The following is a 25,565-nucleotide window of genomic DNA, read 5'->3' on the forward strand; positions in this document are numbered from 1 at the left end:
GTATCAGTATCAGTGTCTGTATCAGTGTCTGTATCGGTGTCAGTATCAGTGTCTGTATCACCTGACTGAGCGTTCGCTAATGTACCAGCAGCAACAATTCCTCCAACAATAACTGCACTACCAACAATAGTTCCCGCTACACCACTAACTCCTAATGCGCCTCCAATACCTCCCAAAAATCCACCACCAGCACCAGCACCAGCACCAGCACCAGCACCAGCAGCACCACCAGCACCAGTAGGAGCTGGATTTACTATGACCTGAGCAAATGTACTACCTGCCAAACATAAAGATACAGCAGCCGCAATTAGACTTTTTTTCATAATACCTTCCTTCATAATACGTCCCTTGGATATAAAATTATACATATGCGAACGAGTTTAATTGAATACCTCGCCCAGCTCAATAGTTATTCGTAAATTTGTAGTTAAATTGAAACGTTACTTCTAAACGTTAGAAATATGCCTATGTTAAAGCAAATTAATTTCTATTTTATTACAGTATTAATAACCTGCAGGGAAATACTGTTGTTGATAAGTACTTAACTGCTATTCGTTTGCAAACTTGAAATCTACTTTAAGTCAGTACTTGCGTTTAGATACTGTTTTTGCTCTCATTGCTTATATTTTATTATGTAAATTCAAATAGAAAATGCCAAAAATTAGATTAAGGGATCTCAGTTAAATGAAAGTAACAGTATTTGGAATTGGTTATGTAGGCTTAGTACAAGCAGCTGTTATGGCTGAAGTGGGTCATGATGTGGTGTGCATCGATGTTGATCAAAACAAAGTTGACCGCTTAAAAGAAGGGCATATCCCTATTTATGAACCTGGACTGACACCTTTAGTTCAGTCCAACTATGCAGCAGGTCGAGTCGATTTTACTACTGATGCAGCGCGTGGTGTTGAACACGGAGAGGTGATTTTCATTGCAGTTGGCACCCCTCCTGATGAAGACGGTTCAGCAGACTTAAAGTACGTATTGGCAGTGGCTGAAACCATTGCGACACATATGACTTCCCATAAAGTGGTCATTAATAAATCAACGGTACCAGTTGGCACAGCGGATAAGGTTAAGGCGAAAATTGCGAATACCTTGTCAGACTCCGGGAAATCTGTGACTTATGATGTGGTGTCTAATCCTGAATTTCTAAAAGAAGGGGCTGCAGTAAATGACTGTATGCGTCCCGACCGCATCATTTTAGGAACCGATAGCGAAACTGCAGAAAAGAAACTCCGCGAGTTGTATTCTCCTTTCAATCGTAATCACGATAAAATTATAGTGATGGACATTCGCAGCGCTGAACTGACTAAGTATGCGGCCAACTGTATGTTGGCCACCAAAATCAGCTTTATGAATGAAATGTCTAACCTCGCGGAAGTCTTTGGGGCCGATATAGAAAACGTGCGGCGTGGTATAGGGTCTGACCCACGAATTGGCTATCAGTTTATTTATCCTGGTTGTGGTTATGGTGGGTCGTGTTTCCCCAAAGATGTGCAAGCGCTAGCCCGTAGTGCAAAAGGAGCAGGTTATACTGCTCGGGTGTTAGAAGCAGTTGAAGAAGTTAACTACGCACAAAAAGAAAAGTTGTTTGAGTATATTTCCCGCCACTTTTCTGGTGATTTAAAAGGCAAAACAGTTGCTCTTTGGGGGCTCTCATTTAAGCCCAACACGGATGATATGCGCGAGGCCTCGAGTCGAGTGTTAATGGAGAAGTTATGGGCTGCAGGGGCAAGTGTGAAAGCTTTTGATCCTGAGGCGATGGAAGAGACGCAACGAATCTATGGTAGTCGTGATGACTTGGCACTTATGGGCACCAAAGAAGCGGCGTTAGAAGGTGCTGACTTTTTGGTGATATGCACCGAATGGCAAGCATTTAGAGCGCCGGATTTTCAGTTGATTAAACAAAAATTATCTATGCCATTGTTGTTTGACGGGCGTAATTTATTTGAGCCTACTCTCATGATGGAATATGGATTGCATTACTACGCCATTGGTCGTGGTTTATCAGTAAAGGAACACTAAAATGAGTCAAGTAAAAAAAGCAGTTATACCAGTAGCAGGATTAGGTACTAGAATGCTACCAGCCACAAAGGCTATTCCTAAGGAAATGTTGCCTGTGGTGGATAAACCTCTTATCCAATATGTGGTGGCAGAGTGTGTTGCAGCGGGTATCAAAGAAATAATCTTAGTTACCCATGCCAGTAAAAACAGTATTGAGAACCATTTTGATACCAGTTTTGAGTTGGAAGCCACTTTAGAGAAAAGGGTTAAACGTCAATTGTTAGAGGCGGTTCAAGCTATTTGCCCCAAAGATGTCACTATTATGCATGTTCGACAAGGTGTAGCCAAAGGTCTTGGACACGCAGTATTGTGCGCGCATCCTATGGTGGGTGATGCGCCATTTGCCGTAGTGCTACCTGACGTGATAATCGATGAATACTCTTGCAACCTGAAAAAAGATAATTTAGCCGATATGGTGGCGAAATTTAACACTAACCGAGTCAGTCAGATAATGGTTGAGCAAGTTCCACAAGAAGATGTGAGTAAATACGGCATAGTCGACTTGGAAGGTTTGGAGCTAAAACAGGGCGAATCCGGGAAAATTCACGATATGGTAGAAAAACCAGCCTTAGAAGATGCACCTTCTGATTTAGCTGTAGTGGGTCGTTACGTATTGTCTGGAAAAATTTGGGACATGCTGGAATATACACCGCCAGGAGCGGGTGATGAGGTTCAGTTAACAGATGCTATTAGCACTTTAATGAAAACCGAACAGGTAGATGCTTACTATATGAAGGGTAGAAGCCACGATTGTGGCAGTAAATTAGGTTATATGACCGCTAATGTAGAGTATGCGTTGCGTCATCCAGAATTGGGACAGGAATTTAAGTCTTTTTTATCAGGCTTGGAACTTTAATAAACAGGCCGCTGACATAATCTGTCGAGCGGCCTAACTTTTAATTTATAACTACCTTACCTTCACTTGCCCTTTTAATTTTGCAAGCATTTTTTTACCTACACCTTTTACATTTACCAATTCGTCTACAGATTTAAATTTACCTTTTTTTGTTCGGTATTCGATAATGGCTGCTGCCTTTTTTTTACCCACACCTGGCAAAGTTACAAGTTGCTCTAACGTTGCCGTATTCAAATCGACCTGTGTCATTTGTTTTTGACTCATTTTACTGTCTGCGGAGTCAGCAAATACCAAATTAGTCGAAGTAGTCAGAAATACACTGGAAAGTAATAATACAAAGATGAGTTTTTTCATAAATTAAATCCTTATAGTTGATTCCATGTTGATGCATATGCATCGCAATAAACATAGTAGGAACTGTCTATTTCGTAAAGCAAACAACAGAAGTGGTTGTGAAATTTATGAAGGCTATTCAGTCAAAGTGGCAAAAAACATGAGAATTAGATACTACCTTTGTCATGATGTTTGATAGTTTTGCTTGGTTTAAACCTAATTCACTTAATCCGTTTTTAAGGTAACAGTCAGTTTCTTCACATTGACTTGTGTCATTGAAGTAATAGTTTTGGGCTAGGATCAAACTGCTCCCAAGAAGATAGCAATATTGGTTGGTAACTGGTTTTTTGTGTCTATCCTTCAATACAAGGTCATAATTCACTAAAACCTCCAGCATTGATTCGTTTTGCTGCCATGATTTGGCCAACAAATAACCGCTATTTTTGAGGTCTTCTATTGCTTTTACGTTAACCAGACTCGCCAAACTAAATTTAGGGGCCGCTGATGTCTCCCAGTGGTATAAGGTACGAATATTTGGGAGTGTGAATAGTCTAGAAATTAAAAAATATGCCGTGGTACGAGCTAGTTCTGGTGTGGTTATTTTTGTGTTTATTGCTAGTTCAGAGACGATATTTATAAAAAACTGACTAAAGGTTAACAGTGCAGGTTGTAATGGAAAGTATTGTTGGTTCAGTCGAGATAATAGCGAGAACTGTAATAATAAACTGTTGGTTCGTTCATAACCTAACATAGCCAATCCATGCTGCGTGTTCTGAACTGTCTGCTTTTGTCTATTCATCAAAGAAGCAGAAGCTTGCAGTTGTTGGGCATAAGCGGGTTCTTTTTCTATCGCCTTTATAATCAGCGCCATATCAGCATTTAGGTGACTGAGCTGATCTTGAATGACCAACAAAGATGCGGGTGCGTTTTGAATCGGCAGTATCAAATCAAACGCTGCTTTTTGAGTATTATTTTTATTGTGAGATAACCATTGCTCCAACTCAGTGCCCCACCATTGATTAAGCTGATGAAACCCTCTGAGCTGCTGGCAAGGATAAACTTTGGTTATTTGGTGTGTTGATGTACATTGAATGCCAGCCTTCGCAGAATTCAATTCAATAGTAGCTTTGCTTGCTAAAGGTTTAGTGATTAGCCCTTTAATACTTATGGATAACACTAGATGTACAGAGTCATCTTTTACGCGAATATAACTGCCTACAGGTGTTAGGCTAGGATATTCTAAAAGAGGGACAATCAAAGCATACCATTTCTGACAACAAATAAAGCTTAAGTGTTTGACTGCCTGAGCAAAACTAACAGATTTGCTATATTTTTTAGGTGTACACAATATCGCTAATTTGTTGGCTATAAAAACTAACGCTAATGATGGGCTATTTACACTGCGTCGAGGGTAATGGCTTGAATGGATATGTTCGCAGAGTTGATAGCTAGATAACCATAACTGTTGCTGATTAATTTCTAATAGCTGAATAAAGGTTGTGTTTTGTCGTCCTATTTTTGGTGCGGTTGAGTTTTGGTTATCGGGATCCCTTCGATAATGTTCTTCGATAGATAATTGTTCTAACCCGTAGATACTGACAGAGGCACACATTAACTGAAGTGTCACTGACGGAGCAAACTTGTTTCTAACTGCTAATAAGCAGGTTAATACTGCTGAATTGAACGAGAGGTTAACACCAATAGGTAATTGTAATTTATATAATTGTGGCTGTGCAAAAATGAGGTCAGGATTTGCTTTCGCCGCAGCATAGAGGTTTTTACAAAAGAGTTGCGTAGCGTTGAGTAAATTGCTGTTTAATGGGCCAGTACGATAATTTTTGAGAAGTTTTAGCAGAGCAATATAGTGTTGCTTGACTAATTTTTCTGGCATTTGAGGTTCTCTTACCCATCTACAAAAGATTGATAGGCGCTGTCGCCCCAGGCGATTAGTTCGTTATTTTCAAAAAGTAGCGCGGTGCATTCGTCTTCTGTCGTGATCCCATCAGCTTTTCTATGGTGGGTACGATAAAACATTACTTGCAGCTCCTTGTTATCATTTCTCTTGGCTTCTGTAATGTCTGGACTACCTAATAATTCAAGTATTTGTTTTTTCTGTACGCCTAATTCAAGTTTAGAAATTTGGATTTTATTGTATTCCTGTCGATCTTCCCAATCCATGTTTTGCGGAGTATCTGGATACAGAGTGATAACAGCAATAGCAAAAACAGCGTACATACCAACACCAATCACTATTCTTTTAACTACTTTTTTATTCATGTGTTTCTTTCTAATATTAGTCCAATGTTATCATATAAAATTACTCGTATGATTGCAGTGAGTTGAACGTAAATTTTAGTTAAACTAGCGTAACCGCCGCGAATTTTAATTACTCAGTTATTTGGTAACAGGGAATATATTTACTTCCAGGTAGTTTCATTCTGTGTTGCTCAACAAAAGACTCTAATAAGCTATCCATCAATTCCATTAATTTGGGATCTCCTTTTAGTTGAAACGGGCCACACTCTTTAATTAGGGCTACTCCTTCAGACTTAACATTGCCAGCAACGATTCCGGAAAATACTTGGCGCAATGCCGCTGCAAGTTCGGTTTTAGGCTGATCAAAATTTAACTTTAGTTCGGCCATATTGGTGTGAGAAGGAATAAAAGGACTTTGAAACTCGGAAGCAATTTTAAGCGACCAATTAAAGTCGTAAGAGTCGCCTGTTTGTCTTCGATAATCTCTAACTAAGTTTTGATTCTGCTTAATTATTTGTGCTACTTTTTCGGCATCACCTACAACTATTTCATATAAATTTTGAGCTTCTGGTCCCAGTGTTTTACCAATGAAGTCATCGATTGATTCAAAATAAGCTTTACTCTCTTGTGGTCCAGTAAGCACTATAGGTAACACCTGCTGTTGGTTTTGCTCATCTAACATTATTCCAATTAGATATAGCAATTCTTCCGCCGTTCCAGCACCTCCAGGAAAAACTACTATGCCATGAGACAGGCGAATAAAGGCTTCTAAGCGCTTTTCGATATCAGGCATAATCACAAGTTCATTTACAATGGCATTTGGTGGCTCGGCTGCAATGATCCCTGGCTCTGTTAAACCTAAGTAACGGCCATGTCTATATCGCTGTTTTGCATGGCCGATAGTTGCCCCTTTCATTGGACCTTTCATTGCTCCCGGCCCACAACCAGTACATATATTAAGGTTTCGTAAACCTAGTTGATAACCCACTTCTTTGGTGTATTGATATTCTGTGGTACCGATCGAATGTCCACCCCAACATACAACCATATTTAACTCAGCTGTGTTTTTAATTGTTTGCGCATGCCGCAACATATCAAACACGCTATGGGTAATGTAAGCAGAGTCAGGTGTTACCTGTAAAGATTGAGCAGAGTATTTTGCTCCCATGTGTAATAGGTCGCGCAATACAGAGAATATGTGTTCATGCACTCCTTTTATCAAAACCTTATCTACAAAGGCGTGTGCGGGGGGATTCACTAACTCTACTTTTACCCCTCTTTCACGGATAATCAAATTGACTTCGAAGTCTTGATGAGGAGCAAATATGTCGTCGCTATTGTCTATCTCAGCACCGCTATATAAAACAGCTAAGCAGCAATTACGGAATAATCTGTATAGGTCACTATCTTTAGATTCACTAAGCAAATTAACTTCTAGCTGCGATAATTGACTCATGGAACCTAGCGGATTAAGTTGAATTTTCTGCATAATTACCTGATTTTATTGTGTTATTTTTGAATGTGTTGAGTACTACTGTCTAGCAAGTCTACCTTCGGGGTAAATGTTTTCAAAGTTACTTCTAAACGGATTGATATCAAGACCTCCACGTCGGGTATATCTGGCGTACACACTTAGTTTTTCGGGCTTACAATGAGACATGATGTCACAAAATATACGTTCAACACATTGTTCATGAAATTCGTTGTGTTGTCTGAATGAGATCAGGTATCGCAATAACCCTTCGTGGTTTATCTGTGGACCTTGATAACGAATACACACACTTCCCCAGTCAGGTTGATTGGTAATTAGGCAATTTGATTTAAGTAAATCACTACTCAGAGTTTCTGTAACGACTTGTCCTTCTGCGGTTAAGTTCGATGAATCAAGTTGATAACCATGCACTTCAATATCTAAATCATCGATTGATAAAGCATCAAAACCTTCAATTTGCATTTGTGAGAATTCAGCTGCTTTGAATAAGATCACACTGACCTTTTCCCCTGCGCATTGAGATAGATCTTTGGATATCGTTTCACGAACCGAAGTAATAGAGTCAAAATGACTTTGATTGAAGCTATTCAAAAAGAGTTTAAATGATTTCGATTCGATTAAGTTTGGTGATGTAGCTGGTACTTCACAGCGCAAGATGGCGACTTCTGGTTTGCCTTTAGCATTTAACCAAGATAATTCGTAACCATTCCATCTATCGGTCCCGGAAAATGGCAAGTTCGCGCCTAAATTCAGCTCGTCTCTGTTCATACTTCTTGGTACGGCTTGCAGTAAGTCTGGGGTGTATATTTCTCGGTATTCTGTGGCTTTTCCTAAACTTAGTCCGGCAAGCGCAGTTTGTTTATCAATTTTGTTACTCACATTAACTCTTAATTATTGGAACAGGCTATTTCAGCCAGTCTACCCTATGACTCGGGCGCTCAAAACCTTGAGTTATCATTTTTTACAATTGATGTTGATAAATGATGTTAAATTAGGTCTATGAATAGTGTGATTGAAAGAGAAGGTTAATGAGTGAAAAGGTAATAGCGGCATTGGATGACTTTGTGCAAAAGTATAAGGATGCAGCTAAAACAAATCCTGAGATGTTGCTTGTTGAATACGACAACGATTGGCCCTCAGAGTGTTACAAACAATCTGGTAGTACCGGAGATAGAGTTAACTGGCAGCCGATAAAACGTTCTGGAGACTTTAACTTTAGTGACTTAGAAGCCGCATTAGAAATGAAGATTCACCAAGATGTTATTAGTTACTATTCGGCATATTGGAGTGATAATTTAAACGCTAAAACAGACAAGGGATACCTGCAACTATTACAACCTTGGAATCAAGATGATTTTGAACGATTACAGCAAAACTTGATTGGTCATATTTTAATGAAAAGAAGATTGAAGCAACCAGAAACACTCTTTGTTGCATTAACAGACGAAGATGATTTTATTCTGACGGTCAATAATAATAGTGGTGAAGTCATGCTTGAACAAGTAGGACTGGTGCCTAAAGAGGTGGTAGCGCCTAGTTTGGCGGTTTTTATCCAATCCTTACAACCGTCACTTTCCCAAGATTAATTTTTATCTGACATATTGGCAAGTTGTTGCATTATTAACGCTATTTGAGTTTCTAGAGTTGTGACACGTTGCTGCAATGTTTGTTCGGTTTTAGTTTCCGTAAGTACTTGCTTGTTTTTGGTAAGAGGGCGGTTGCTTGCGCTAGATTTCCAATTTTGTAAGCCTTTAATTACTTCTGGGATCGCCAGAGTGCGTTGAGACATATTTTTTATTAAGGCTACGGAAGGCGTTTTACCTTGTTCTGATATGTCAAAACATAGGTTGACGATATATTCTATATTACTCATTTAGTTGGTCAAAACTCCTAATATTATGCCTAAACCGCTAACGCTATTTTAGCTGCTTATTTATTTTATCACCATATATTTATATAAAACATATGGTTAGCGTATTGGCCTTAAATTTGAATACTTCTTGCCAAATTGACTATTTTTAGTCGTCTCTAAAACAAAAAACATCAAGGAGTTCTCAATGAACAAATTTGCAATGCTTGCAGTATTTGGATTATCACTAGGATTAAGTGGCTGCGTTATTTCTGTAGATGGTGATGGAAAATATGGCCATCATTCTGATTGGCAAGACACGGAACAGACAAACCGTAAGTACATTTCAAGACTACAGCGAGATGAAAGTTATGATGACGTTCTCAATAGAATGGGGATCGCAGACTTTAATGAGTTTTATACAAAAGATAAGCAAACTTACCAGGTTTTATATTACCGCACCCAACGTATCAGCGGTGACGGAGTCACTACAAAAGATGAATGCACCCCACTAGTGTTCAAAAATGGCGAGTTAGTAGGTTGGGGGGAAACGGCCTTCAATGAAGTCAGTCATTAGTCATTTCGGCTCGCTGGCCAGTCCGGCGGGCATCCCCCCAAAAAACATATATAGATCTTGAACCCGTCGAGTAGCGCGTTGCTCAAAATTAATTAGTTGATTTGCAACAAAGTATTAACAAGTTTGCATCCATAGGGTAGAGTATTCTTAAAAACAATAGGTGCGGATCATGATGGAATTGCAAGAAGAACACATTACAGACCTAGACAAGGTAAAAGCCGTTTACTTAGCAGCTGAAGATCTTAAAATTGCCGCTTCAATTTTGTACCTTGCGTATCATGATGACCCGTTATTTGTAGATATATTTCAATATGAAAAAGAAGGGTATGAGTCGCGTCTTCGTTCTGCTATTCGTGAAGAACTAAACGCATTTTGGCAAGCAAAGCAACCAATGATCGGTTTATTTGATGATGACAGATTGGTTGCCGTAGCTTGTTTAGTTAGCCCTGATACAGATTTAGGACCTAATAGGTTTTGGCATTGGCGCTTAAAAATGCTTTTGACCGCGGGGTATTTAGGTACCAAACAAATGGTTAATAAAGAAACCAAAGTACGTGAAAGGGTGCCAGCGGATTACTTTCATATGTTATCACTAATAGGTGTACACCCCGATTTGCAACATCACGGTTTAGGCCATGTTTTAATGAGTGCGATAGAAGGGCTGATGCTTGAAGATCCCAATAGTCAGGGGATTGGTATGTATGTGACTTTACCCAAATGTTTATCTTTTTTCGAAGACGGTCAATACAGTTTGGTCGAAGAATTAGAGATAGGTAGCATTAAAGGGCATTTAATGTTCAGGCCTCGAACCGCCCAATAAACTGACCTGTAAGTTTTTCCCTTTCTTGTTGTAAGAGATCTCGTACAAAGACGTAGGCAAAATCGCCAATTATCCCTTATCTTACACCTACATGATTTTTAACTCATTGTTTTTTATGGTTAAATTTTTTTCAGGCGAGGTGTTGTTGCCATATTATTTAAAATTTCTTTTTTTAGGACCTCGCAAACTTTCTCAATTATTCTATCTTTATACCCGTCACAAGGAAACACGACGAGTCAGGATGACATCAAGGAAGAGCTTGGACGACTTCAAGGTTGAAGGAAATACCACAGGGTTGTTGTATTAGATGGATGGGAACTCAGGGAGAGTGCTTTACAAGGACAGTAAAGCTTATGGAACGGAAAGCAATGGATAGCTTCTCGTAACGGATACGAGATTAAGGATAGGGAGCTCAGGACGAGACTTTGTTTGGATGACTAAGAAAGGGAATCGGATTCACATTGACGTGAGACTTGTAAAGGACTGCAAGTTTAGGGAACTAGGACACACTGGGATGGTGCCCCATTTGGATTAATGGGTTGAAAGGGATAAAGGACACACTCAGGGAGAGTGGCTCATCGGGATGATTGAGATTAGAGGGAAAAGGCGTAATAAGGATATTTTCAGGATAGATTTTGCAATGGACAGCAGAGAGGGACCCTCAAAATTCTTTAAGGGCGTGGCTTGAAAATCTTTCAGGTCACGCCTTTTTCATTTGTACCGCGTTTTTATTTATATCATGCGGTCCCCATATTGGTCTTATTCAACTCGATATGCAGGCGTGTCGATGTTGAGTACTTTTAGACCCACCATTTTTACATGACCTTGATAACTGTCTTCTCCATTTCCAGAAAACTCAAAGGCATAATCGCTTAGAAAATCAAGTTTGCCTCTATAACTTCCAATACGCGTTTTTACTCTTGCTACACTAATGAGCTGTAATTGTTGTCTTTCACAGTAAGCATCCAATTGTTCTTTGAGTGCTTCTGATATCGCTCGAAAACGCCAAAACATGGCAACCAATAACAGTATTCCAATAAGCAAAATTAAGTCATATAAATTCATGGTGTATTTTGACCAAATAGTTGGCCCACGGCCCGAGTGAGTTGTGGACTCTTGTTTGGCCAGCGTAAAATGCCTAACATGGTATCCCGTATTTTTGGTATTTGTACTAGATCCGAAAATAATCCTACAAATATATCATCTTGGCAATCGGCCAATTGTTGAATATACGGAGTGAGGATTGACGGTTCAGTTATATACTGCCAGTGTCTAGCTGCAATCAACATAAGGGTTGCACTAGATTGTCTGTTTTCAGAATTTAGTATCAAGGCAAGCAGCGAAACAACGTCTGTATTAGCTTGGCTTTGAGCTAACCCTCGAAGTACACTGTGTAATCTTTTCTCATCTTGCGTATTTTGCTGATACCAATCGATCAACAATCTAGTGATATTATTTGGGGTGGCATGGTTTTCTAATGAAGTACACAACGCATATTGCATTTCTGGTGCTAACTTCAAAAACTGGCTTAATAGTAAATTTTGGTATTTACCGTGCGGTAATGAGGCAGTAAAGTCAGCAATTCCCTGTATCGAAACGGTACGCCAGTCGTTGTCCTTTGGATGAGTTATATATTGTTCAACTAATCGTAAGTGCTGCGATAACGGAATCCCGAGTTCAATTCGCGCAATACTATTAAAATCCGCTAGCTGTTGCTGGTTAGGAATAAAAGTAAAGGGGTTGTCAGGTAATTGGTTATTGGAGTTATTTTGTTTATCTAATGTCTGTCCCAATGCTTCGACTACGATCTGTAGAAATTGTTTTCTGGCAGCGGCAATGACTAGGCCTTGTTCATCTAATGGTAATTTGACGAACCAAATATAGCGCTCTTCGCTCAGATGTTTGTTAAAAAACAAAATGCCAAACCAAGTGTGTTGTTGTCTAGGGTAGGGGGCTGGTACGCTGGCATTTTCTATTTCTAAGAAGGTTTGAGACGCTAGCGTCCTGATACCACGGGCCATGTCGAAAACGCGGTAGTCTGTACCAGCTTGTAGTAAAAATTCGCTGATAGTATTGATATGACTCATGTTATTATGAAACTTATTAAAGATTAATCGGTTAGAAAATAAATTTGTTGGTTATTTCCAAAGGTATATGCTGTTGATCATGCCACGAAGTCATATAGAAGTCGAAATTCTAATACGTAAATTAGAGCAAAGTTTGCGAGACGCTAATATGTGGTCATATTCTACCCCAGCAGATAAAGACTTGGAGAGTAAACTGCCTTTTTCAGTGGATGTGTTGTCATTTGAACAATGGTTACAGTTTATTTTTATACCAAAAATGTCTGAATTACTTCATTCAAAAAGTACTTTACCTGAAAACGTGAACCTTCTTCCAATGGCGGAGCAAGGACTTAGCACTTCAAAGAATCGTTCTGGAGTGATTGAAGTCATTAAACAAATTGACCTAGTTTTTTCTGATTAATAACATGTTGCTCTCAATTATTTATCAAGATGAATATTTAGTTGCCATTAACAAACCGGCAGGGTTGTTGGTACATCGCAGTATGCTTGATAAACATGAAACACAGTTTGCAGTGCAGTTATTGCGAGATCAAATTGGTCAGCATGTTTTTCCTGTGCATAGGTTAGACAGACCAACTTCTGGGGTATTGGTATTCGCTTTGTCTGCCGATATTGCTAGAAAACTGAATGAGCAGTTTGCTTCGCAATTAATCCACAAAGTCTATCTAGCTGTTGTTCGCGGGCATATTATGGAGCAAGGAATAATAGATTACGGGCTCAAAGAAAAGCTCGACAAAATAGCAGATAAAATGGCTAAGCAAGATAAGCCCGCACAAGAGGCTGTGACTCTATTTAAGGGGCTGCATAAGTTTGAACTACCATTTGCCGTGGGCAGATATGCTTCGGCAAGATATTCATTGGTACAGCTTACTCCAAAAACTGGGCGTAAACATCAACTTAGACGGCATCTAGCCCATATCAACCATCCTATCGTAGGTGATACCGCTCACGGAGATGGCAAACATAATTCGTTTATGCGTCAACAATTTAATTTTAGACAATTGGCTTTGACCTGCAAATCTATGCGTTTAACCCATCCAGTTACACAACAGAGTCTTGTTTTAAACTGTGACTTAGATCGAAATATTTTAGACTTATTAGAAAAGTGGCAAATTAATCAGCAACAATTAGACACTTTAAATAACTTGTAGTTATGTTAATCATGACTTCACTTGATTAGGATTTTTAGAATGAGCAAAATTGGTATTTTTGTAGGATCGGTATATGGAAATGCACAACATGTGGCAGAAGAAGTTCACGCGGTATTGAGCAAACACGGATTGTTATCAGAAGTGTTTGTTGATCCAACCTTAGATGATTTTAAAAATGCTTCGTCTATGTTGTTTATTAGTTCTACCACTGGTCAAGGTGATATTCCGCCCAATTTAGAGTTTTTTATACAAGATTTGCGTGATCAATTTCCATTGCTAGAACAGAAACCTTTTGCGGTTGTAGGATTGGGCGATAGCAGTTATGGAGAAACTTATTGCGGAGCAGGGCGTCAAATTTTCGAATTGTTGATTGAGTTACAAGGTAAGCCAATTACTGCTCTTCTTGAAATTGATGCCTGTGAAACTCTTGAGCCAGAAGCGGAAGTGGTTGCCTGGCTAGAAAACGTATTATCTGATTTTGCGTAAATGTTGCTATTTCAGATATAAAAAAAGCGCCATCGGCGCTTTTTTTTAATCAGAACAAAATTAAGCTAAAGCTTTAATTTGCGCTGCAAGACGGCTCTTATGACGAGCAGCCTTATTTTTATGTATCAAACCTTTAGTTGCCATACGGTCAAGTATAGGTGTTGCCGCAGAGAATGCAGCTTGAGCAGCTTCTTTATCACCAGAGGCGATAGCAGAAAGTACTTTTTTCAAAGATGTACGTGTCATAGAGCGACGGCTAGCGTTATGTTGGCGACGCTTTTCCGCTTGTATAGCACGTTTCTTAGCAGACTTGATGTTAGCCAAGTTGGAACTCCCAAAAAATTCTAGTCAAAATTCAAGGGTGCGGATTATGCGGATCAAGTCGCACTATGTCAATCGGTTTTGAGGGATTTATAGTCAAAAAGCCGATTCTTTTGGCATTTATTTACATCACAACCCCTTTAGCCTTCCTTAAAAGTTTAAAACAATACTAATATTGCGGTGGTCCACTTGAATCAATAGACTCTTAGACTGCACTTCGCGCATAATATGCTTTTTGTTGGTTGGGAAGAACTGGGTGTCAGGAAAGTTATTTAAATCAGGTATGATAGTCAGTGCTATGACCTTTATTTCACGTATCTTAGGTCTAGTCAGAGACGCGGTGATTGCCAATTTAATGGGAGCAGGCGCAAACGCTGATGTGTTTTTCTTTGCAAACAAAATCCCCAACTTTTTAAGACGATTATTTGCTGAGGGTGCGTTCGCCCAAGCGTTCATTCCCGTCTTAGCAGATGTTCATCATGAAAACGATGAACAACATCTTAAACAATTTATAGCAAAAATCAGTGGTACCTTAGGAGTAATAGTTACTCTAGTGACTATAGTTGGGGTCATAGGCTCACCAATTTTGGCAGCCCTATTTGGTATGGGGTGGTTTGTTGAGTATTTAAATGTTCAATCAGCAGGAGATAAGTTTGAACTTGCCTCCGTAATGTTAAAAATTACCTTTCCGTATTTGTTATTTGTGTCGTTAACCGGTTTAGCGGGTGCCATCCTCAATACCCTAAATAAATTTGCTGTCGCTGCTTTTACTCCTGTGCTGTTAAATGTGGCGATTATTAGTTGTGCCATTTATTTAGCGCCGCAATTTGAAGAGCCTGCGTATGCGTTAGCATGGGGGGTGTTTTTAGGTGGACTGTTGCAATTATTATTTTTGCTACCCTTTTTATATCGCGCTGGGCTGTTGGTAAAGCCAAAATGGGGCTGGTCCGATCCTGATATTGTTAAAGTCAGAACGCTCATTATTCCTGCTCTTTTCGGCGTATCTGTAGGTCAACTTAATCTGTTGTTTGATACCATCATCGCCAGTTTTTTAGGAACGGGGGCGATTTCTTGGCTGTACTATTCTGACCGGTTGCTGGAGTTTCCATTGGGGTTGTTTGGTATTGCTATTGCCACTGTTATCTTACCAACCTTGTCTAGAAATCATGTTTCTAAAGATGACCAAGCGTTCAGCGACAACATTGATTGGGCAGTAAAAATGGTGTGTGTATTAGGTATCCCCGCTGCAACAGGTTTATTTATGTTAGCCGAACCTATGTTACTGACCATTTTTGGCCGCGGAGAATTTACACCGCAGACAGCGAGATTTGCTTCATATAGTTTAATGGCATACTCCTTTGGTTTATTAAGTTTTATGTTAGTCAAGGTGTTAGCGCCTGGTTTTTACTCAAAACAAGATACCAAAACACCGGTAAAATTTGGTATTTGGTGCATGGTCGCCAATATGGTATTCAATCTGATCCTAGTTTGGCCTTTTGATTATGTTGGTTTGGCTATGGCTACCTCGCTCTCGGCTTTAATGAATGCGACTCTGTTATACGTCGCGCTTCATAGGCGAGGTGTATACCAAGTATCAAGGCAAACACTGCTGTTGCTTATCAAGATAATCCTAGCCAGTGTATTAATGGGGATAGCCATTCACACAACTAGCCCTTCAATCCTTACTTGGGTAGAATTTTCTTTGTTAGATAAAATTTATCATCTTGCAAAAGTTATTGTCTTAGGGGCATCTGTACTAGGCGTCAGCTTACTTGTAATGGGAGTACGAACCGGATCATTTTTGTCTTCTAAAGTCATCAATAAATAATATCCATATGTCAAAACTATTTAAATTGACTTTTCACTATGTTACTGCTTTCAATCATTCTAGAGTCAGTTATAATCCGCGCCTTTGATTGATTTTTAGCGGGCCATTTAAGGTTTGTAAAGAGAGTAAAGTGGAACTAATACGTGGCCTACATAATATTCGTAATAAACACCGTGGCTGTGTACTAACTATAGGTAAATTTGATGGGGTGCATTTAGGGCACCAAGCCGTTTTAACTCAAGTAGTCGAAAAGGCTAAGGAGCTAGGTTTACCTTCGACTGTTATGGTGTTTGAGCCGCAACCAGAAGAACTATTTACGCCGCAACAAGCGCCGGCAAGATTAAGTCTGCTTCGCGATAAGTATAGGCAATTACAAATCTTAGGCGTGGATAGGCTGTTGTGCGTCAAATTTGATCGCCAATTTGCCAATTTTAGTGCCACCTACTTTGTTGAAGGTCTACTAGTCAATCAGCTTGGTGTTAAATATTTGGTGGTAGGCGATGATTTTCGATTCGGGAAAGGCCGAGTAGGGAATTTTGCAACCTTGGTCGCCGAAGGGGAAAAATGTCAATTTGAAGTGGTCAGTACCCAAAGTTTTCGATTAGCCCAATGCAGAATTAGCTCTACGGCTATCCGAGAGGCCATTAGTGACGATAATTTCCTATTGGCAGAACAGATGTTAGGAAGACCCTTTACTATTGCGGGAAAAGTGCTTCATGGCGACAAACGAGGACGAACTATAGGTTTCCCCACGGCCAATGTTTTATTGAAACGCTGCAAAGCTCCAGTAAATGGCGTATTTGCGGTAAAGGTCACAGTGGCGAGTAACGTGTATTTTGGTGTCGCCAATATTGGGCACAGACCCACTGTTAACGGGCAGCGTTCGCAATTAGAAGTCCACCTTTTTAATTTTAGTGGCGATTTATATAGCCAATTTATTAGTGTGGCTTTAGTAACCAAAATAAGAGAAGAAATGAAGTTCGATTCCTTTGAATTACTTCATAAACAAATTCAACAAGACGCACAAGTAGCTAAAAAACTACTAGGCATGTCTTAATATTGACTGTAACCATTGACCAATTTGGATTTAACCAACAATGAGTGATTATAAACATACCTTAAATTTGCCTGAAACCGAGTTTCCAATGCGAGGCAATTTGGCTCAGCGCGAGCCAAAAATGCTAAAGCAATGGACAGATAAAAAGCTCTATCAGCAAATTCGTGTCGCCAAAAAAGGCCAGACGCCTTTTATTTTGCATGATGGCCCTCCCTATGCGAATGGTGATATTCATATTGGTCACGCAGTCAATAAAATCCTAAAAGACATTATTGTAAAAGCTAAAACCTTATCAGACTTTGACGCGCCTTACGTGCCTGGCTGGGATTGTCACGGTTTACCTATTGAATTGATGGTAGAAAAAAAGGTCGGCAAGCCTGGTAAAAAAGTCACTGCTGCGGAATTTAGACAAAAATGCCGCGACTATGCCGAGAAACAAATTGCCGGTCAAAAAGCGGACTTTATTCGTTTAGGCGTGTTGGGGGAATGGGATAAGCCATACAAGACAATGGACTTTAGTTCTGAAGCTAATATTATTCGCGAACTTGGCCTTATTGTGCGTTCTGGGCACCTTGAAAAAGGTTTTAAACCTGTGCATTGGTGTACCGATTGTGGTTCAGCGCTAGCCGAAGCAGAAGTCGAATACCAAGATAAAAACTCTCCTTCTATTGATGTGCGTTTTAAAGCAGATGATCCAGCAGCGCTAGCAAAGTGTTTCTCAGCTGAGATTGATGGAGAGGTATCTGTTGCTATCTGGACTACTACGCCTTGGACATTGCCTGCAAACCGTGCGGTATGTGTGCATCCAGAGCTTGAATATAGTTTAGTGAAAGTGACGTCAGATTCTGCTCAAGAATACTTAGTATTGGCAAAGGATTTGGTGGATGATTGCATGCAGCGCTTTGGGTTTGAAAATTTCGAAACCATTGGAGTATGTAAGGGCCAAGACTTAGAAAACGTAAAACTACAACATGCGTTTTATGATTTTACTGTCCCCTTAATTTTAGGTGACCACGTGACCACTGAGTCGGGTACAGGTTGTGTTCATACTGCACCTGGCCACGGTGTTGACGATTTTAATGTAGGTAAAAATTACGGCTTAGAAGTCGCCAACCCCGTTGGTGCTAATGGCGTGTATTTAGAAGGTACAGAGCTATTTGCTGGTGAGCATGTATTTAAAGCTAACGATCATGTTGTAGAAGTACTAAAAGAACATGGTGCCTTGCTGCATCATCATGTTTATAACCATAGTTATCCCCATTGCTGGCGTCACAAAACGCCTATTATCTTCCGTGCTACGCCTCAGTGGTTCGTAAGCATGGATAAAAATGGCCTGCGTAAACAATCGATAGAGGAAATTCACAAAACTCAGTGGATCCCGGAATGGGGCGAAAGTCGTATTGAGACTATGGTGGCAGGTCGACCAGACTGGTGTATTTCGAGGCAGCGTACATGGGGTGTACCCATTGCTTTGTTTGTGCATAAAGATACTGGCGAATTGCACCCACGTACCGACGAGTTAATTGAGCAAGTAGCTCAATTAGTAGAGCAAAAAGGCATTCAAGCCTGGTGGGATGTTGATCCAGAGGCACTATTGGGCTCAGATGCGGACACCTTTGTAAAGGTGCCAGATACTTTAGACGTATGGTTTGATTCAGGTGTAACTCATTATTTTGTTGTGGACAAACGTGACGATATCCCTGCAAGTGCTGATCTATACCTAGAAGGCTCAGATCAACATAGAGGTTGGTTTATGTCTTCATTAATGACGTCTGTTGCCACCAAAGGGCATGCACCTTACAAACAAGTCCTCACTCATGGATTTACCGTTGACGGTGAAGGCAAAAAGATGTCTAAGTCATTAGGCAATACAATTGCACCGCAGCAAGTGACCGGAAAGTTAGGAGCAGATATTTTAAGATTGTGGGTTGCTTCTACCGATTATCGAAGTGAAATTGCAGTATCTGATGAAATCTTAAATCGTTCAGCCGATGCCTATCGCCGTATTCGTAACACTGCTCGGTTTTTGTTAGCCAATTTAAATGGTTTTGATCCCAGCAAAGATCTCGTTGCTATTGACGATATGGTTGAACTAGACAAATGGGCTGTGGGGCGTGCTTATAGTATTCAGCAAGAGATCATTCAAGCTTACGAAAATTATGACATGTTAGTTGTTAGTCAAAAACTTATGCAGTTTTGCTCGATTGAACTAGGCAGTTTTTATTTAGATATCATCAAAGATAGACAGTACACCGCAAAAGGCGACAGCCATGCACGTCGCTCATGTCAAAGTGCTTTGTACCATATCATTGAAGCGTTAGTACGTTGGATGGCACCGATTACTAGCTTCACTGCTCAGGAATTGTGGCAAGAAATGCCATGGCAGCAAGACGAGTTTGTTTTTACTGGTAAATGGTACAGCGGATTACAAGAAGTGAGTTTATCAGGTGATTTTGACAATGATTTTTGGCAGCAGGTATTAACGGTTAAAAATGAAGTAAACCGTTGTATTGAAGTGACCCGAAAAGAAGGCAAAATCAAAGGATCATTGCAAGCCGAAGTAACCTTGTACGTCAACAGTGAATTGCAAAGTCTGTTATGTAAATTAGAAGACGAACTACGATTTGTATTGATAACTTCTGCAGCGAAAGTGGTTGAATATTCTGACGCGCCTTCAGAGGCAATGGCGACAGAACTTGAAGGTTTGGCAGTATCTGTGAACGTATCTAGCGCGCAAAAATGTAGCCGTTGTTGGCATCATAGAGAAGATGTGGGTAATCATGCTGCTCACCCTGAATTGTGTGATCGCTGTGTAGAAAATGTCGAAGGTGAAGGCGAGAAGCGCGCCTATGCGTAATTTGTTTACGCAAACCGGATGGCGTTTTTTATGGTTGTCGGTATTGGTTCTGGTACTTGATCAATATACTAAAAACTTGGTCTTAGAGAACATCGAGTTGTATCAGGCGATACAAGTGTTACCGTTTTTTAATTTGACCCATGTTTATAATTACGGTGCCGCCTTTAGCTTTTTACATGATGCTGGTGGCTGGCAACGTTGGTTTTTTACGATTATTGCCTTTGCCGTTAGTGCTTTAGTGTTGTGGTGGCTAAAACAAACCACTAAAGAACAAATAATTTTACCCGTGGCTTTTAGTCTTATCATAGGTGGTGCAATTGGCAACGCTATTGATCGATTAATTTATGGTTACGTAATAGATTTTTTGGTGTTGTATTATCAAGATTGGTATTGGCCCGCATTTAACGTGGCTGACAGTGCTATTTGTATAGGTGCCGTTTTGTTGATAGTGGATATGTTTAAAAATAAAGAGGAAAGGCATGCCTGAGTTGCAGCAAAACTTGATAAAACAAGGTAGTGAAGTGGTGTTGCACTTCGATCTTAAATTGGCCGATGGCTCTGCCGCTGACAGTACTAGAGTCAATGATAAACCCGCTAAATTAGTGATAGGTGACGGTAGCCTAACGCTTAATTTTGAAGATTGTCTATTAGGCTTACAAGCTGGTGATAAAAAGTCATTTACCTTAGAAGCCAATGATGCTTTTGGTATGCCCAATCCAGATAACTTACATCATCTAGAACGCAGTAAATTTAGTAAAGATACACCGGCCGAAGAAGGTATGATTATCGCGTTTACTCAACCGGATGGCACCGAATTGCCAGGCATAGTGCGAGAGGTCACAGGAGATTCAGTCACTGTAGATTTTAATCATCCTTTGGCAGGTCAGGTGATTACTTTTGATGTAGAAATACTGTCAGTTAACTAGAAAAGTAGGAAGGAATAACTATGCAGATTCATCTTGCTAATCCACGAGGTTTTTGCGCCGGTGTTGACCGTGCGATTATCATTGTAGAGCGTGCTTTGGAAATGTTTCCAGCACCTATTTTTGTGCGCCATGAAGTGGTACATAATAAATTTGTGGTCGACGGTCTCAAAGAGCGTGGTGCGGTTTTTGTAGATGAATTATCGGAAGTACCTGATGACAGTATTGTTATTTTTTCGGCTCATGGTGTATCACAAGCGGTACGCACTGAAGCTGACTCCCGAGGTTTAAAGGTATTTGATGCTACTTGTCCTTTAGTGACCAAAGTCCATATGGAAGTGATGCGCGCCAGCAAGAAAGGTACAGAATGTATTTTGATTGGCCATCACGGGCACCCAGAAGTCGAGGGTACAATGGGGCAATATGATAATACTAAGGGCGGAATATACTTGGTGGAATCGGTTGAAGATGTAGCCAAACTATCAGTTAAAGATCCGTCCCAGCTTTATTATTGTAGTCAAACCACGTTGTCAGTAGATGATACGGCTGAAGTGATTGATGCCTTGAGGTCGCAGTTTCCCGCCATTGAAGGTCCGCGTAAAGATGATATTTGTTATGCCACTCAAAATCGCCAAGATTCTGTGAGGGAATTATCCGCTGATTGTGATTTATTGTTAGTGGTAGGCGCACAGAATAGTTCAAACTCTAATCGCCTTAGAGAATTAGCTGAGAAAATTGGAGCCACGGCTTATCTAATTGCTGATGCTAATTGTATACAACAGTCGTGGCTCAATAATGTCAAAAATATTGGTGTGACCGCTGGAGCATCCGCACCCGAGATATTGGTGCAAGGGGTGGTTAATCGATTAAAAGAGTGGGGGGCCAGTGCCGCAATAGAAAGAGTGGGGCGCGAAGAAAATATTGAATTTGCTGTTCCTAAGGAGTTAAGGGTTAAGAACCTTTCTTAACTTTTTGTTAGATACCCCTAGTTTACAACTGCAAACTAGGTCATTCATAAAAAACAATCAGCTGGGGTTTTATTTAAAGACTGATCAATTTGTATTGATAAACATTTTTCATCCGCTAACTGACTACCTTTCGCATTGGCGCTAATTCTATAGGTTGTTGCCGACACATCACTTACCACAAAAGTATAATACTCACTTTCAGGAAGACTAAGCTGCTCGGTTTTAGCGTAACTTATATTGTCTAATCGAAATGACTCTTGTTGTATTTTAAGTCGCAGTAATTGCGTAATTCCATCGCCTCTCCTAGACGCCAAAATTTGCTGTTGAAAAGATGGAAAAATAAGAGTCGCCAACACCCCTATAATAATCACTACCACCATTAGTTCAATCAAAGTAATACCGAGTTGTGTTCGAAATTCTAAGTGAATATGCGAGGTTATTTTCTTTTTGTACGAAAGCATAATCATTCCCTTTTTATGCGTTTTCAAAAATCTGAACTATATTGACTTTAAAGGATTTGATTATAGGCCAAAATTAATTTGGTGCTAAGTAAGGAGGCTAATATGCACAATCATTCCGGTCTTACACTCTTAGAATTACTCATCACCATCTCTATTTTAGTGCTTGTGGTGTCGCTCGGTGCCCCAGCAATCAATTCAATACAAAAGAATATGCAGTTAAAAGCGGCTGCTGAAACCAGTTATTTTGCCTTTCAGCAGGCCAGAGTCGCAGCGATTACTCAAAGTATAGATGTGACGGTTGCAATTCGTCCCAATGCTAACTGGTGCGCTGCATTGAGCGATAGCGGACTATGTGACTGTTCTGTTTCAAACGATTGTACCCTCAATGGTGTAGAGCAAAAAGTGAATTTTTCAGATTACCCTTTTGTCAGTATCTACAAGGTGACATTTGGCGATGACAACATAGCGGTATTTGATTCCAATAGGGGCATGGCAATGGGTCATGCGGGATCTGTAGTATTTGGCGATGGTGATAAACAACTTAAATTGATTTTGAGTAATATGGGGCGAGTTAGAATTTGTGCCGTCGCAAGCAGACTTGGAGGATATGAGGCGTGTTAGTGCTACGGTTAAAGCAAGTTGGCAATAGTTTAGTCGAATTAATGATTGCCATGACATTAGGACTCGCCTCCATTACAGCAATGGCATCCTTAGTTGGCCATGGCATTGGGTTAAACTCGAGCCTACTTGCAAAATCAAGATTAGAGGAGGAGGTTAGTGCCGTTGTTGCCGTGTTAAGTCATGATCTTAAACGAGCAGGCTACTATGCTCACACCGATCAGTTCGTTAAAAATCCTACAACAGTTTCAAATCCCTTTGATAACAGTGTAAAGATCGCAGCCTACCCATCTGAGGCCGCCAATAGCTGTATTAACTTCGCCTACGACCGCAATCAAAATGGGGTCCTAGATACTTCTCCATCAAATGAAAATTATGGTTATCGTCTAAAAGATAGAGCGATAGAAATTCGTCTGAATGGCGCCGCATGTGATGAGTCTGGTTGGCATGACTTAACTGATCCACAAGTTGTTCAGGTAATGATGTTCGCCCTATCAATCGAAAAAAACACTGTGCAGCAAATTGTTCAAACTCGGGTCAATATTGATTTACAAGCGCGATTAAAAAAACACCCTGAAATATCCCGTCGAATCACAACTCACATTTTAATTGAAAATTATGAATAAGTGGCGCATTGAAGACTCGGAAAATCTTTCTAACCAAAAGGGAGCAGCAATATTACTGACAGTGGTTTTATTGTTGATCATGGTGACATTGGTTACGTTATACACCGGAAAAATTCAATCATTCGAACATCAAATATTGCTCAATACACAAAACCAAGTAAGAGCTCAAGCAACGGCTAAAGCCGCTCTAAACCAAGGTTTGGCAAAGCTTAACGTAGATAAAGCTTGGTTGGGTGCGCAAGTGTCTGGAAGTTTAGACGATAACAGTTCTTTTACTGTTTCCGCTATGAGTGAAAACTTACCAGGTAATCGCAAACTTGTTACTTTGACTGCTAGCGGCAAGTCAGCTGATGGTTTAGCTAACGCCAAAATCATAGAGCAATCTTTGGTTTACCCGATACTGTTTAATCCTCCTCCAGCGCCACTTATGGTGAAACACGGCTTTAATCATGATGGTGAGTTTGAAATCGCTCTAAATCCAGATGGTTTAGGTCTTTCCGCTCCATTTTCAATATGGTCTGATTCTGCCATTGTCCTAACTGGTACTAACCATCATAGCTGTACTTTGAGCGCTTTTAATGAAGGAAATTGTGAAACCAACAGTTACTCGAACCCCAGTAATAAGCTGGCAGATATACAAGACGCCTCAACTTCTTTTCCGGTAGATGTTTTAAGCTATTTGTTTAATATTTCATCCGTAGAGTGGATGTTGTTACAACAACAAGCTGACTTTGTCTTTAACAACTGTGACAGTTTAGATATAGGAAGTTGGGGCTTTATATGGATTGAAGGTGATTGTGTAGTGAGTGCCAGTACGCAACTTGGAACTGATTCAGAACCCCTTATCTTAATTGTTTTTGACGGTAACGTTGAGTTTCATTCTGACGTGGTTATGTATGGACTCTTGATTGCCCATAAACCTTTAAGCTCTTTGAAAAACCTCGATATAAATATGCAAACCGACAGTGCTGTATTTGGGGCGATTGTCGCCAATTATGAGTTGGGAACCACAAGCGATTTAACTCGAGTGGTATTTAATGCTGACGTGATGCACCAATTGCAACACAGTAAAAAGTTGCAACGAGTGGCTCGAGTACCTGGCAGTTGGCGCGATTTTTAGATGAATATTAATATGTTTAATCAACAAGGATTTTCCCTAATTGAGGTGACAGTCGCTTCTCTAATTATTATGTTAGGAGTGACCGGTTACGTCACGTTACAAAGTGAATACGTGGTGACAAATAACCAACTCAATCTGCGCGCAGTGGCGTTAAACCTTGCTCAACAAAAACTAACAGATTTAGGCTATTTTCAGCACCTAAGTCATGTCGAAGGCACCTCCTCGTTCCAGAATATTGCCAATAATATGGGTGGCAGTATCCCCTCAGGGGAGAGTAGTATAGCGATGACTAGCGGGGAGAACTTGCAAACATATGATACACAATGGAAAGTCGAGAATTTGTACTACGTAGACACCAATTTTGATGATGTTGCGGATAGTTGGGTGAAACTAGGTTCCCCTTTTTTTCCAGTAAAATTGCCGCGAAATGCCGATCTTAAGAATGTTCAGGTTACGGTTTCTTGGCTTGATTCTAATGGAGATCCCAAAAAAATCGACATTTTTGGTAGTATTGCGCCGATTGAACCGGCACAAAGCTTTCAAACGAAATACCGCTTAACAAGCGCTCTTGCTGTTCCATAGTTATCTGAAAATCAAATATTTACTAAAGACAATCTACGCTGTTAGCCATTGAACTAAGCTATAGTTTCTTGATTCAAAAACAATTGTTGTAATATTTCCTAATAATAAGATAAAAAAATATACCTTTATCCCTGCACTGATAACCTAATACTTTATATTTTTAGCTAACATACTAGTCATAGATATATCTGGATGGTTAGTCGAATATTAATATTGATGGTTTGCAACTAGAG

28 protein-coding genes and 1 pseudogene are annotated in these 25,565 nt (G+C 40.0%); 18 read left to right on the forward strand and 11 right to left on the reverse strand.

What is annotated here, in order from left to right; genetic code table 11:
- Nucleotides 1-323: pseudogene (locus tag KO534_RS09605) on the reverse strand (hypothetical protein); the annotation flags it as partial.
- 361 nt (nucleotides 324-684) lie between these two features.
- Here KO534_RS09605 and KO534_RS09610 point away from each other — a divergent pair.
- On the forward strand, nucleotides 685-2,025 hold the full coding sequence (locus tag KO534_RS09610) for a UDP-glucose dehydrogenase family protein (protein ID WP_215929440.1): 1,341 nt from the start codon (nucleotides 685-687) through the stop codon (nucleotides 2,023-2,025).
- A gap of 1 nt (nucleotide 2,026) precedes the next feature.
- Nucleotides 2,027-2,920: a UTP--glucose-1-phosphate uridylyltransferase GalU gene (gene galU / locus KO534_RS09615; RefSeq protein ID WP_215929441.1), complete on the forward strand. Its 894-nt coding sequence runs from the start codon at nucleotides 2,027-2,029 to the stop codon at nucleotides 2,918-2,920.
- Between the two features lie 51 nt (nucleotides 2,921-2,971).
- Here galU and KO534_RS09620 read toward each other — a convergent pair whose 3' ends face one another.
- The 5 genes from KO534_RS09620 to queF form a co-directional block, all read right to left on the reverse strand.
- Nucleotides 2,972-3,274: a ComEA family DNA-binding protein gene (locus KO534_RS09620; RefSeq protein WP_215929442.1), complete on the reverse strand. Its 303-nt coding sequence runs from the start codon at nucleotides 3,272-3,274 to the stop codon at nucleotides 2,972-2,974.
- 118 nt (nucleotides 3,275-3,392) lie between these two features.
- Complete coding sequence (locus tag KO534_RS09625) at nucleotides 3,393-5,144, reverse strand: hypothetical protein (protein ID WP_215929443.1); 1,752 nt, start codon at nucleotides 5,142-5,144, stop codon at nucleotides 3,393-3,395.
- Between the two features lie 11 nt (nucleotides 5,145-5,155).
- Nucleotides 5,156-5,530 (reverse strand): DUF3192 domain-containing protein, encoded by a 375-nt coding sequence (locus KO534_RS09630; RefSeq protein WP_215929444.1) that lies wholly within the window; start codon nucleotides 5,528-5,530, stop codon nucleotides 5,156-5,158.
- Between the two features lie 109 nt (nucleotides 5,531-5,639).
- A complete protein-coding gene (gene ppnN / locus KO534_RS09635; RefSeq protein WP_215929445.1) occupies nucleotides 5,640-6,998 on the reverse strand; it encodes a nucleotide 5'-monophosphate nucleosidase PpnN in 1,359 nt (452 codons plus the stop codon).
- Between the two features lie 42 nt (nucleotides 6,999-7,040).
- Nucleotides 7,041-7,880 (reverse strand): NADPH-dependent 7-cyano-7-deazaguanine reductase QueF, encoded by an 840-nt coding sequence (gene queF, locus KO534_RS09640; protein WP_215929446.1) that lies wholly within the window; start codon nucleotides 7,878-7,880, stop codon nucleotides 7,041-7,043.
- A gap of 149 nt (nucleotides 7,881-8,029) precedes the next feature.
- Between queF and syd the strand changes: the two genes are divergently transcribed.
- A complete protein-coding gene (gene syd / locus KO534_RS09645; RefSeq protein ID WP_215929447.1) occupies nucleotides 8,030-8,587 on the forward strand; it encodes a SecY-interacting protein in 558 nt (185 codons plus the stop codon).
- Here syd and KO534_RS09650 read toward each other — a convergent pair.
- Entirely contained in the window at nucleotides 8,584-8,874 is a 291-nt protein-coding gene (locus tag KO534_RS09650) for a hypothetical protein (protein WP_252732056.1), read from the reverse strand. The genes syd and KO534_RS09650 overlap by 4 nt on opposite strands.
- A 184-nt stretch (nucleotides 8,875-9,058) precedes the next feature.
- Between KO534_RS09650 and KO534_RS09655 the strand changes: the two genes are divergently transcribed.
- Nucleotides 9,059-9,427 carry a DUF3192 domain-containing protein gene (locus KO534_RS09655; protein ID WP_215929448.1) on the forward strand — a complete coding sequence of 123 codons (369 nt, stop codon included), beginning with the start codon at nucleotides 9,059-9,061 and terminating at the stop codon, nucleotides 9,425-9,427.
- Between the two features lie 172 nt (nucleotides 9,428-9,599).
- Nucleotides 9,600-10,247, forward strand: a complete 648-nt coding sequence (locus KO534_RS09660) for a GNAT family N-acetyltransferase (RefSeq protein ID WP_215929488.1) — start codon at nucleotides 9,600-9,602, stop codon at nucleotides 10,245-10,247.
- 759 nt (nucleotides 10,248-11,006) lie between these two features.
- Here KO534_RS09660 and KO534_RS09665 read toward each other — a convergent pair.
- Nucleotides 11,007-11,312 (reverse strand): DUF3301 domain-containing protein, encoded by a 306-nt coding sequence (locus tag KO534_RS09665; protein WP_215929449.1) that lies wholly within the window; start codon nucleotides 11,310-11,312, stop codon nucleotides 11,007-11,009.
- Nucleotides 11,309-12,334, reverse strand: coding sequence for a DUF3549 family protein (locus KO534_RS09670; protein ID WP_215929450.1), 1,026 nt, complete (start codon nucleotides 12,332-12,334; stop codon nucleotides 11,309-11,311). The genes KO534_RS09665 and KO534_RS09670 overlap by 4 nt, the downstream gene beginning before the upstream one ends.
- A gap of 79 nt (nucleotides 12,335-12,413) precedes the next feature.
- On the opposite strand from KO534_RS09670, the gene KO534_RS09675 reads away from it, so the two are divergent.
- Genes KO534_RS09675 through KO534_RS09685 form a run of 3 tightly spaced genes read left to right on the forward strand, consistent with a single transcriptional unit; the run spans nucleotide 12,414 to nucleotide 13,971 of the window.
- A complete protein-coding gene (locus tag KO534_RS09675; RefSeq protein ID WP_215929451.1) occupies nucleotides 12,414-12,734 on the forward strand; it encodes a YqcC family protein in 321 nt (106 codons plus the stop codon).
- 4 nt (nucleotides 12,735-12,738) lie between these two features.
- Nucleotides 12,739-13,485: a tRNA pseudouridine(65) synthase TruC gene (gene truC, locus KO534_RS09680; protein WP_215929452.1), complete on the forward strand. Its 747-nt coding sequence runs from the start codon at nucleotides 12,739-12,741 to the stop codon at nucleotides 13,483-13,485.
- Between the two features lie 39 nt (nucleotides 13,486-13,524).
- The gene (locus KO534_RS09685) at nucleotides 13,525-13,971 is read left to right on the forward strand and encodes a flavodoxin domain-containing protein (RefSeq protein WP_215929453.1); all 447 of its coding nucleotides are present in this window, start codon (nucleotides 13,525-13,527) and stop codon (nucleotides 13,969-13,971) included.
- Between the two features lie 60 nt (nucleotides 13,972-14,031).
- Here KO534_RS09685 and rpsT read toward each other — a convergent pair whose 3' ends face one another.
- A complete protein-coding gene (gene rpsT, locus KO534_RS09690; protein ID WP_215929454.1) occupies nucleotides 14,032-14,295 on the reverse strand; it encodes a 30S ribosomal protein S20 in 264 nt (87 codons plus the stop codon).
- 253 nt (nucleotides 14,296-14,548) lie between these two features.
- On the opposite strand from rpsT, the gene murJ reads away from it, so the two are divergent.
- The 6 genes from murJ (at nucleotide 14,549) to ispH (ending at nucleotide 21,925) form a co-directional block, all read left to right on the forward strand.
- Entirely contained in the window at nucleotides 14,549-16,120 is a 1,572-nt protein-coding gene (murJ, locus tag KO534_RS09695) for a murein biosynthesis integral membrane protein MurJ (protein ID WP_215929455.1), read from the forward strand.
- 130 nt (nucleotides 16,121-16,250) lie between these two features.
- A complete protein-coding gene (gene ribF / locus KO534_RS09700; protein ID WP_215929456.1) occupies nucleotides 16,251-17,177 on the forward strand; it encodes a bifunctional riboflavin kinase/FAD synthetase in 927 nt (308 codons plus the stop codon).
- Between the two features lie 40 nt (nucleotides 17,178-17,217).
- Entirely contained in the window at nucleotides 17,218-20,034 is a 2,817-nt protein-coding gene (gene ileS / locus KO534_RS09705) for an isoleucine--tRNA ligase (RefSeq protein WP_215929457.1), read from the forward strand.
- Nucleotides 20,027-20,521, forward strand: a complete 495-nt coding sequence (gene lspA, locus KO534_RS09710) for a signal peptidase II (protein ID WP_215929458.1) — start codon at nucleotides 20,027-20,029, stop codon at nucleotides 20,519-20,521. The genes ileS and lspA overlap by 8 nt, the downstream gene beginning before the upstream one ends.
- Nucleotides 20,514-20,960, forward strand: a complete 447-nt coding sequence (gene fkpB, locus KO534_RS09715) for an FKBP-type peptidyl-prolyl cis-trans isomerase (RefSeq protein ID WP_215929459.1) — start codon at nucleotides 20,514-20,516, stop codon at nucleotides 20,958-20,960. The genes lspA and fkpB overlap by 8 nt, the downstream gene beginning before the upstream one ends.
- A gap of 20 nt (nucleotides 20,961-20,980) precedes the next feature.
- Nucleotides 20,981-21,925, forward strand: coding sequence for a 4-hydroxy-3-methylbut-2-enyl diphosphate reductase (gene ispH, locus KO534_RS09720; RefSeq protein ID WP_215929460.1), 945 nt, complete (start codon nucleotides 20,981-20,983; stop codon nucleotides 21,923-21,925).
- Nucleotides 21,926-21,969: 44 nt separating this feature from the next.
- Here ispH and KO534_RS09725 read toward each other — a convergent pair whose 3' ends face one another.
- Entirely contained in the window at nucleotides 21,970-22,386 is a 417-nt protein-coding gene (locus KO534_RS09725) for a type IV pilin protein (protein WP_215929461.1), read from the reverse strand.
- Nucleotides 22,387-22,488: 102 nt separating this feature from the next.
- Here KO534_RS09725 and KO534_RS09730 point away from each other — a divergent pair, with 102 nt between their 5' ends.
- From KO534_RS09730 to KO534_RS09745, 4 genes are read left to right on the forward strand one after another with little or no spacing between them, the layout of a single operon-like run.
- The gene (locus KO534_RS09730) at nucleotides 22,489-23,007 is read left to right on the forward strand and encodes a pilus assembly FimT family protein (protein WP_215929462.1); all 519 of its coding nucleotides are present in this window, start codon (nucleotides 22,489-22,491) and stop codon (nucleotides 23,005-23,007) included.
- The gene (locus KO534_RS09735) at nucleotides 23,007-23,630 is read left to right on the forward strand and encodes a prepilin peptidase dependent protein B (protein WP_354667920.1); all 624 of its coding nucleotides are present in this window, start codon (nucleotides 23,007-23,009) and stop codon (nucleotides 23,628-23,630) included. The genes KO534_RS09730 and KO534_RS09735 overlap by 1 nt, the downstream gene beginning before the upstream one ends.
- On the forward strand, nucleotides 23,623-24,750 hold the full coding sequence (locus tag KO534_RS09740; protein ID WP_252732058.1) for a hypothetical protein: 1,128 nt from the start codon (nucleotides 23,623-23,625) through the stop codon (nucleotides 24,748-24,750). Before KO534_RS09735 ends, KO534_RS09740 begins: the two co-directional genes overlap by 8 nt.
- The gene (locus KO534_RS09745; protein WP_252732059.1) at nucleotides 24,751-25,332 is read left to right on the forward strand and encodes a type IV pilus modification PilV family protein; all 582 of its coding nucleotides are present in this window, start codon (nucleotides 24,751-24,753) and stop codon (nucleotides 25,330-25,332) included.
- Nucleotides 25,333-25,565 lie beyond the last annotated feature (233 nt).

Origin of the sequence: Paraglaciecola arctica, from assembly GCF_018861065.1 — a bacterium.
Taxonomy (GTDB): Bacteria; Pseudomonadota; Gammaproteobacteria; order Enterobacterales; family Alteromonadaceae; genus Paraglaciecola; species Paraglaciecola arctica_B.

Excerpts from the sequence above, each read along its gene's own strand:
- KO534_RS09660 (WP_215929488.1), top strand. The coding sequence starts at position 9,600 with ATGGAATTGCAAGAAGAACACATTACAGACCTAGACAAGGTAAAAGCC.
- KO534_RS09740 (WP_252732058.1), top strand. The coding sequence starts at position 23,623 with ATGAATAAGTGGCGCATTGAAGACTCGGAAAATCTTTCTAACCAAAAG.
- KO534_RS09685 (WP_215929453.1), top strand. The coding sequence starts at position 13,525 with ATGAGCAAAATTGGTATTTTTGTAGGATCGGTATATGGAAATGCACAA.
- lspA (WP_215929458.1), top strand. The coding sequence starts at position 20,027 with ATGCGTAATTTGTTTACGCAAACCGGATGGCGTTTTTTATGGTTGTCG.
- truC (WP_215929452.1), top strand. The coding sequence starts at position 12,739 with ATGTTGCTCTCAATTATTTATCAAGATGAATATTTAGTTGCCATTAAC.
- KO534_RS09730 (WP_215929462.1), top strand. The coding sequence starts at position 22,489 with ATGCACAATCATTCCGGTCTTACACTCTTAGAATTACTCATCACCATC.
- KO534_RS09650 (WP_252732056.1), bottom strand. The coding sequence starts at position 8,874 with ATGAGTAATATAGAATATATCGTCAACCTATGTTTTGACATATCAGAA.
- KO534_RS09610 (WP_215929440.1), top strand. The coding sequence starts at position 685 with ATGAAAGTAACAGTATTTGGAATTGGTTATGTAGGCTTAGTACAAGCA.
- KO534_RS09665 (WP_215929449.1), bottom strand. The coding sequence starts at position 11,312 with ATGAATTTATATGACTTAATTTTGCTTATTGGAATACTGTTATTGGTT.
- KO534_RS09675 (WP_215929451.1), top strand. The coding sequence starts at position 12,414 with ATGCCACGAAGTCATATAGAAGTCGAAATTCTAATACGTAAATTAGAG.
- galU (WP_215929441.1), top strand. The coding sequence starts at position 2,027 with ATGAGTCAAGTAAAAAAAGCAGTTATACCAGTAGCAGGATTAGGTACT.
- syd (WP_215929447.1), top strand. The coding sequence starts at position 8,030 with ATGAGTGAAAAGGTAATAGCGGCATTGGATGACTTTGTGCAAAAGTAT.
- KO534_RS09655 (WP_215929448.1), top strand. The coding sequence starts at position 9,059 with ATGAACAAATTTGCAATGCTTGCAGTATTTGGATTATCACTAGGATTA.
- ileS (WP_215929457.1), top strand. The coding sequence starts at position 17,218 with ATGAGTGATTATAAACATACCTTAAATTTGCCTGAAACCGAGTTTCCA.
- ispH (WP_215929460.1), top strand. The coding sequence starts at position 20,981 with ATGCAGATTCATCTTGCTAATCCACGAGGTTTTTGCGCCGGTGTTGAC.
- ppnN (WP_215929445.1), bottom strand. The coding sequence starts at position 6,998 with ATGCAGAAAATTCAACTTAATCCGCTAGGTTCCATGAGTCAATTATCG.
- KO534_RS09670 (WP_215929450.1), bottom strand. The coding sequence starts at position 12,334 with ATGAGTCATATCAATACTATCAGCGAATTTTTACTACAAGCTGGTACA.
- KO534_RS09630 (WP_215929444.1), bottom strand. The coding sequence starts at position 5,530 with ATGAATAAAAAAGTAGTTAAAAGAATAGTGATTGGTGTTGGTATGTAC.
- KO534_RS09745 (WP_252732059.1), top strand. The coding sequence starts at position 24,751 with ATGAATATTAATATGTTTAATCAACAAGGATTTTCCCTAATTGAGGTG.
- KO534_RS09620 (WP_215929442.1), bottom strand. The coding sequence starts at position 3,274 with ATGAAAAAACTCATCTTTGTATTATTACTTTCCAGTGTATTTCTGACT.
- fkpB (WP_215929459.1), top strand. The coding sequence starts at position 20,514 with ATGCCTGAGTTGCAGCAAAACTTGATAAAACAAGGTAGTGAAGTGGTG.
- KO534_RS09725 (WP_215929461.1), bottom strand. The coding sequence starts at position 22,386 with ATGCTTTCGTACAAAAAGAAAATAACCTCGCATATTCACTTAGAATTT.
- KO534_RS09625 (WP_215929443.1), bottom strand. The coding sequence starts at position 5,144 with ATGCCAGAAAAATTAGTCAAGCAACACTATATTGCTCTGCTAAAACTT.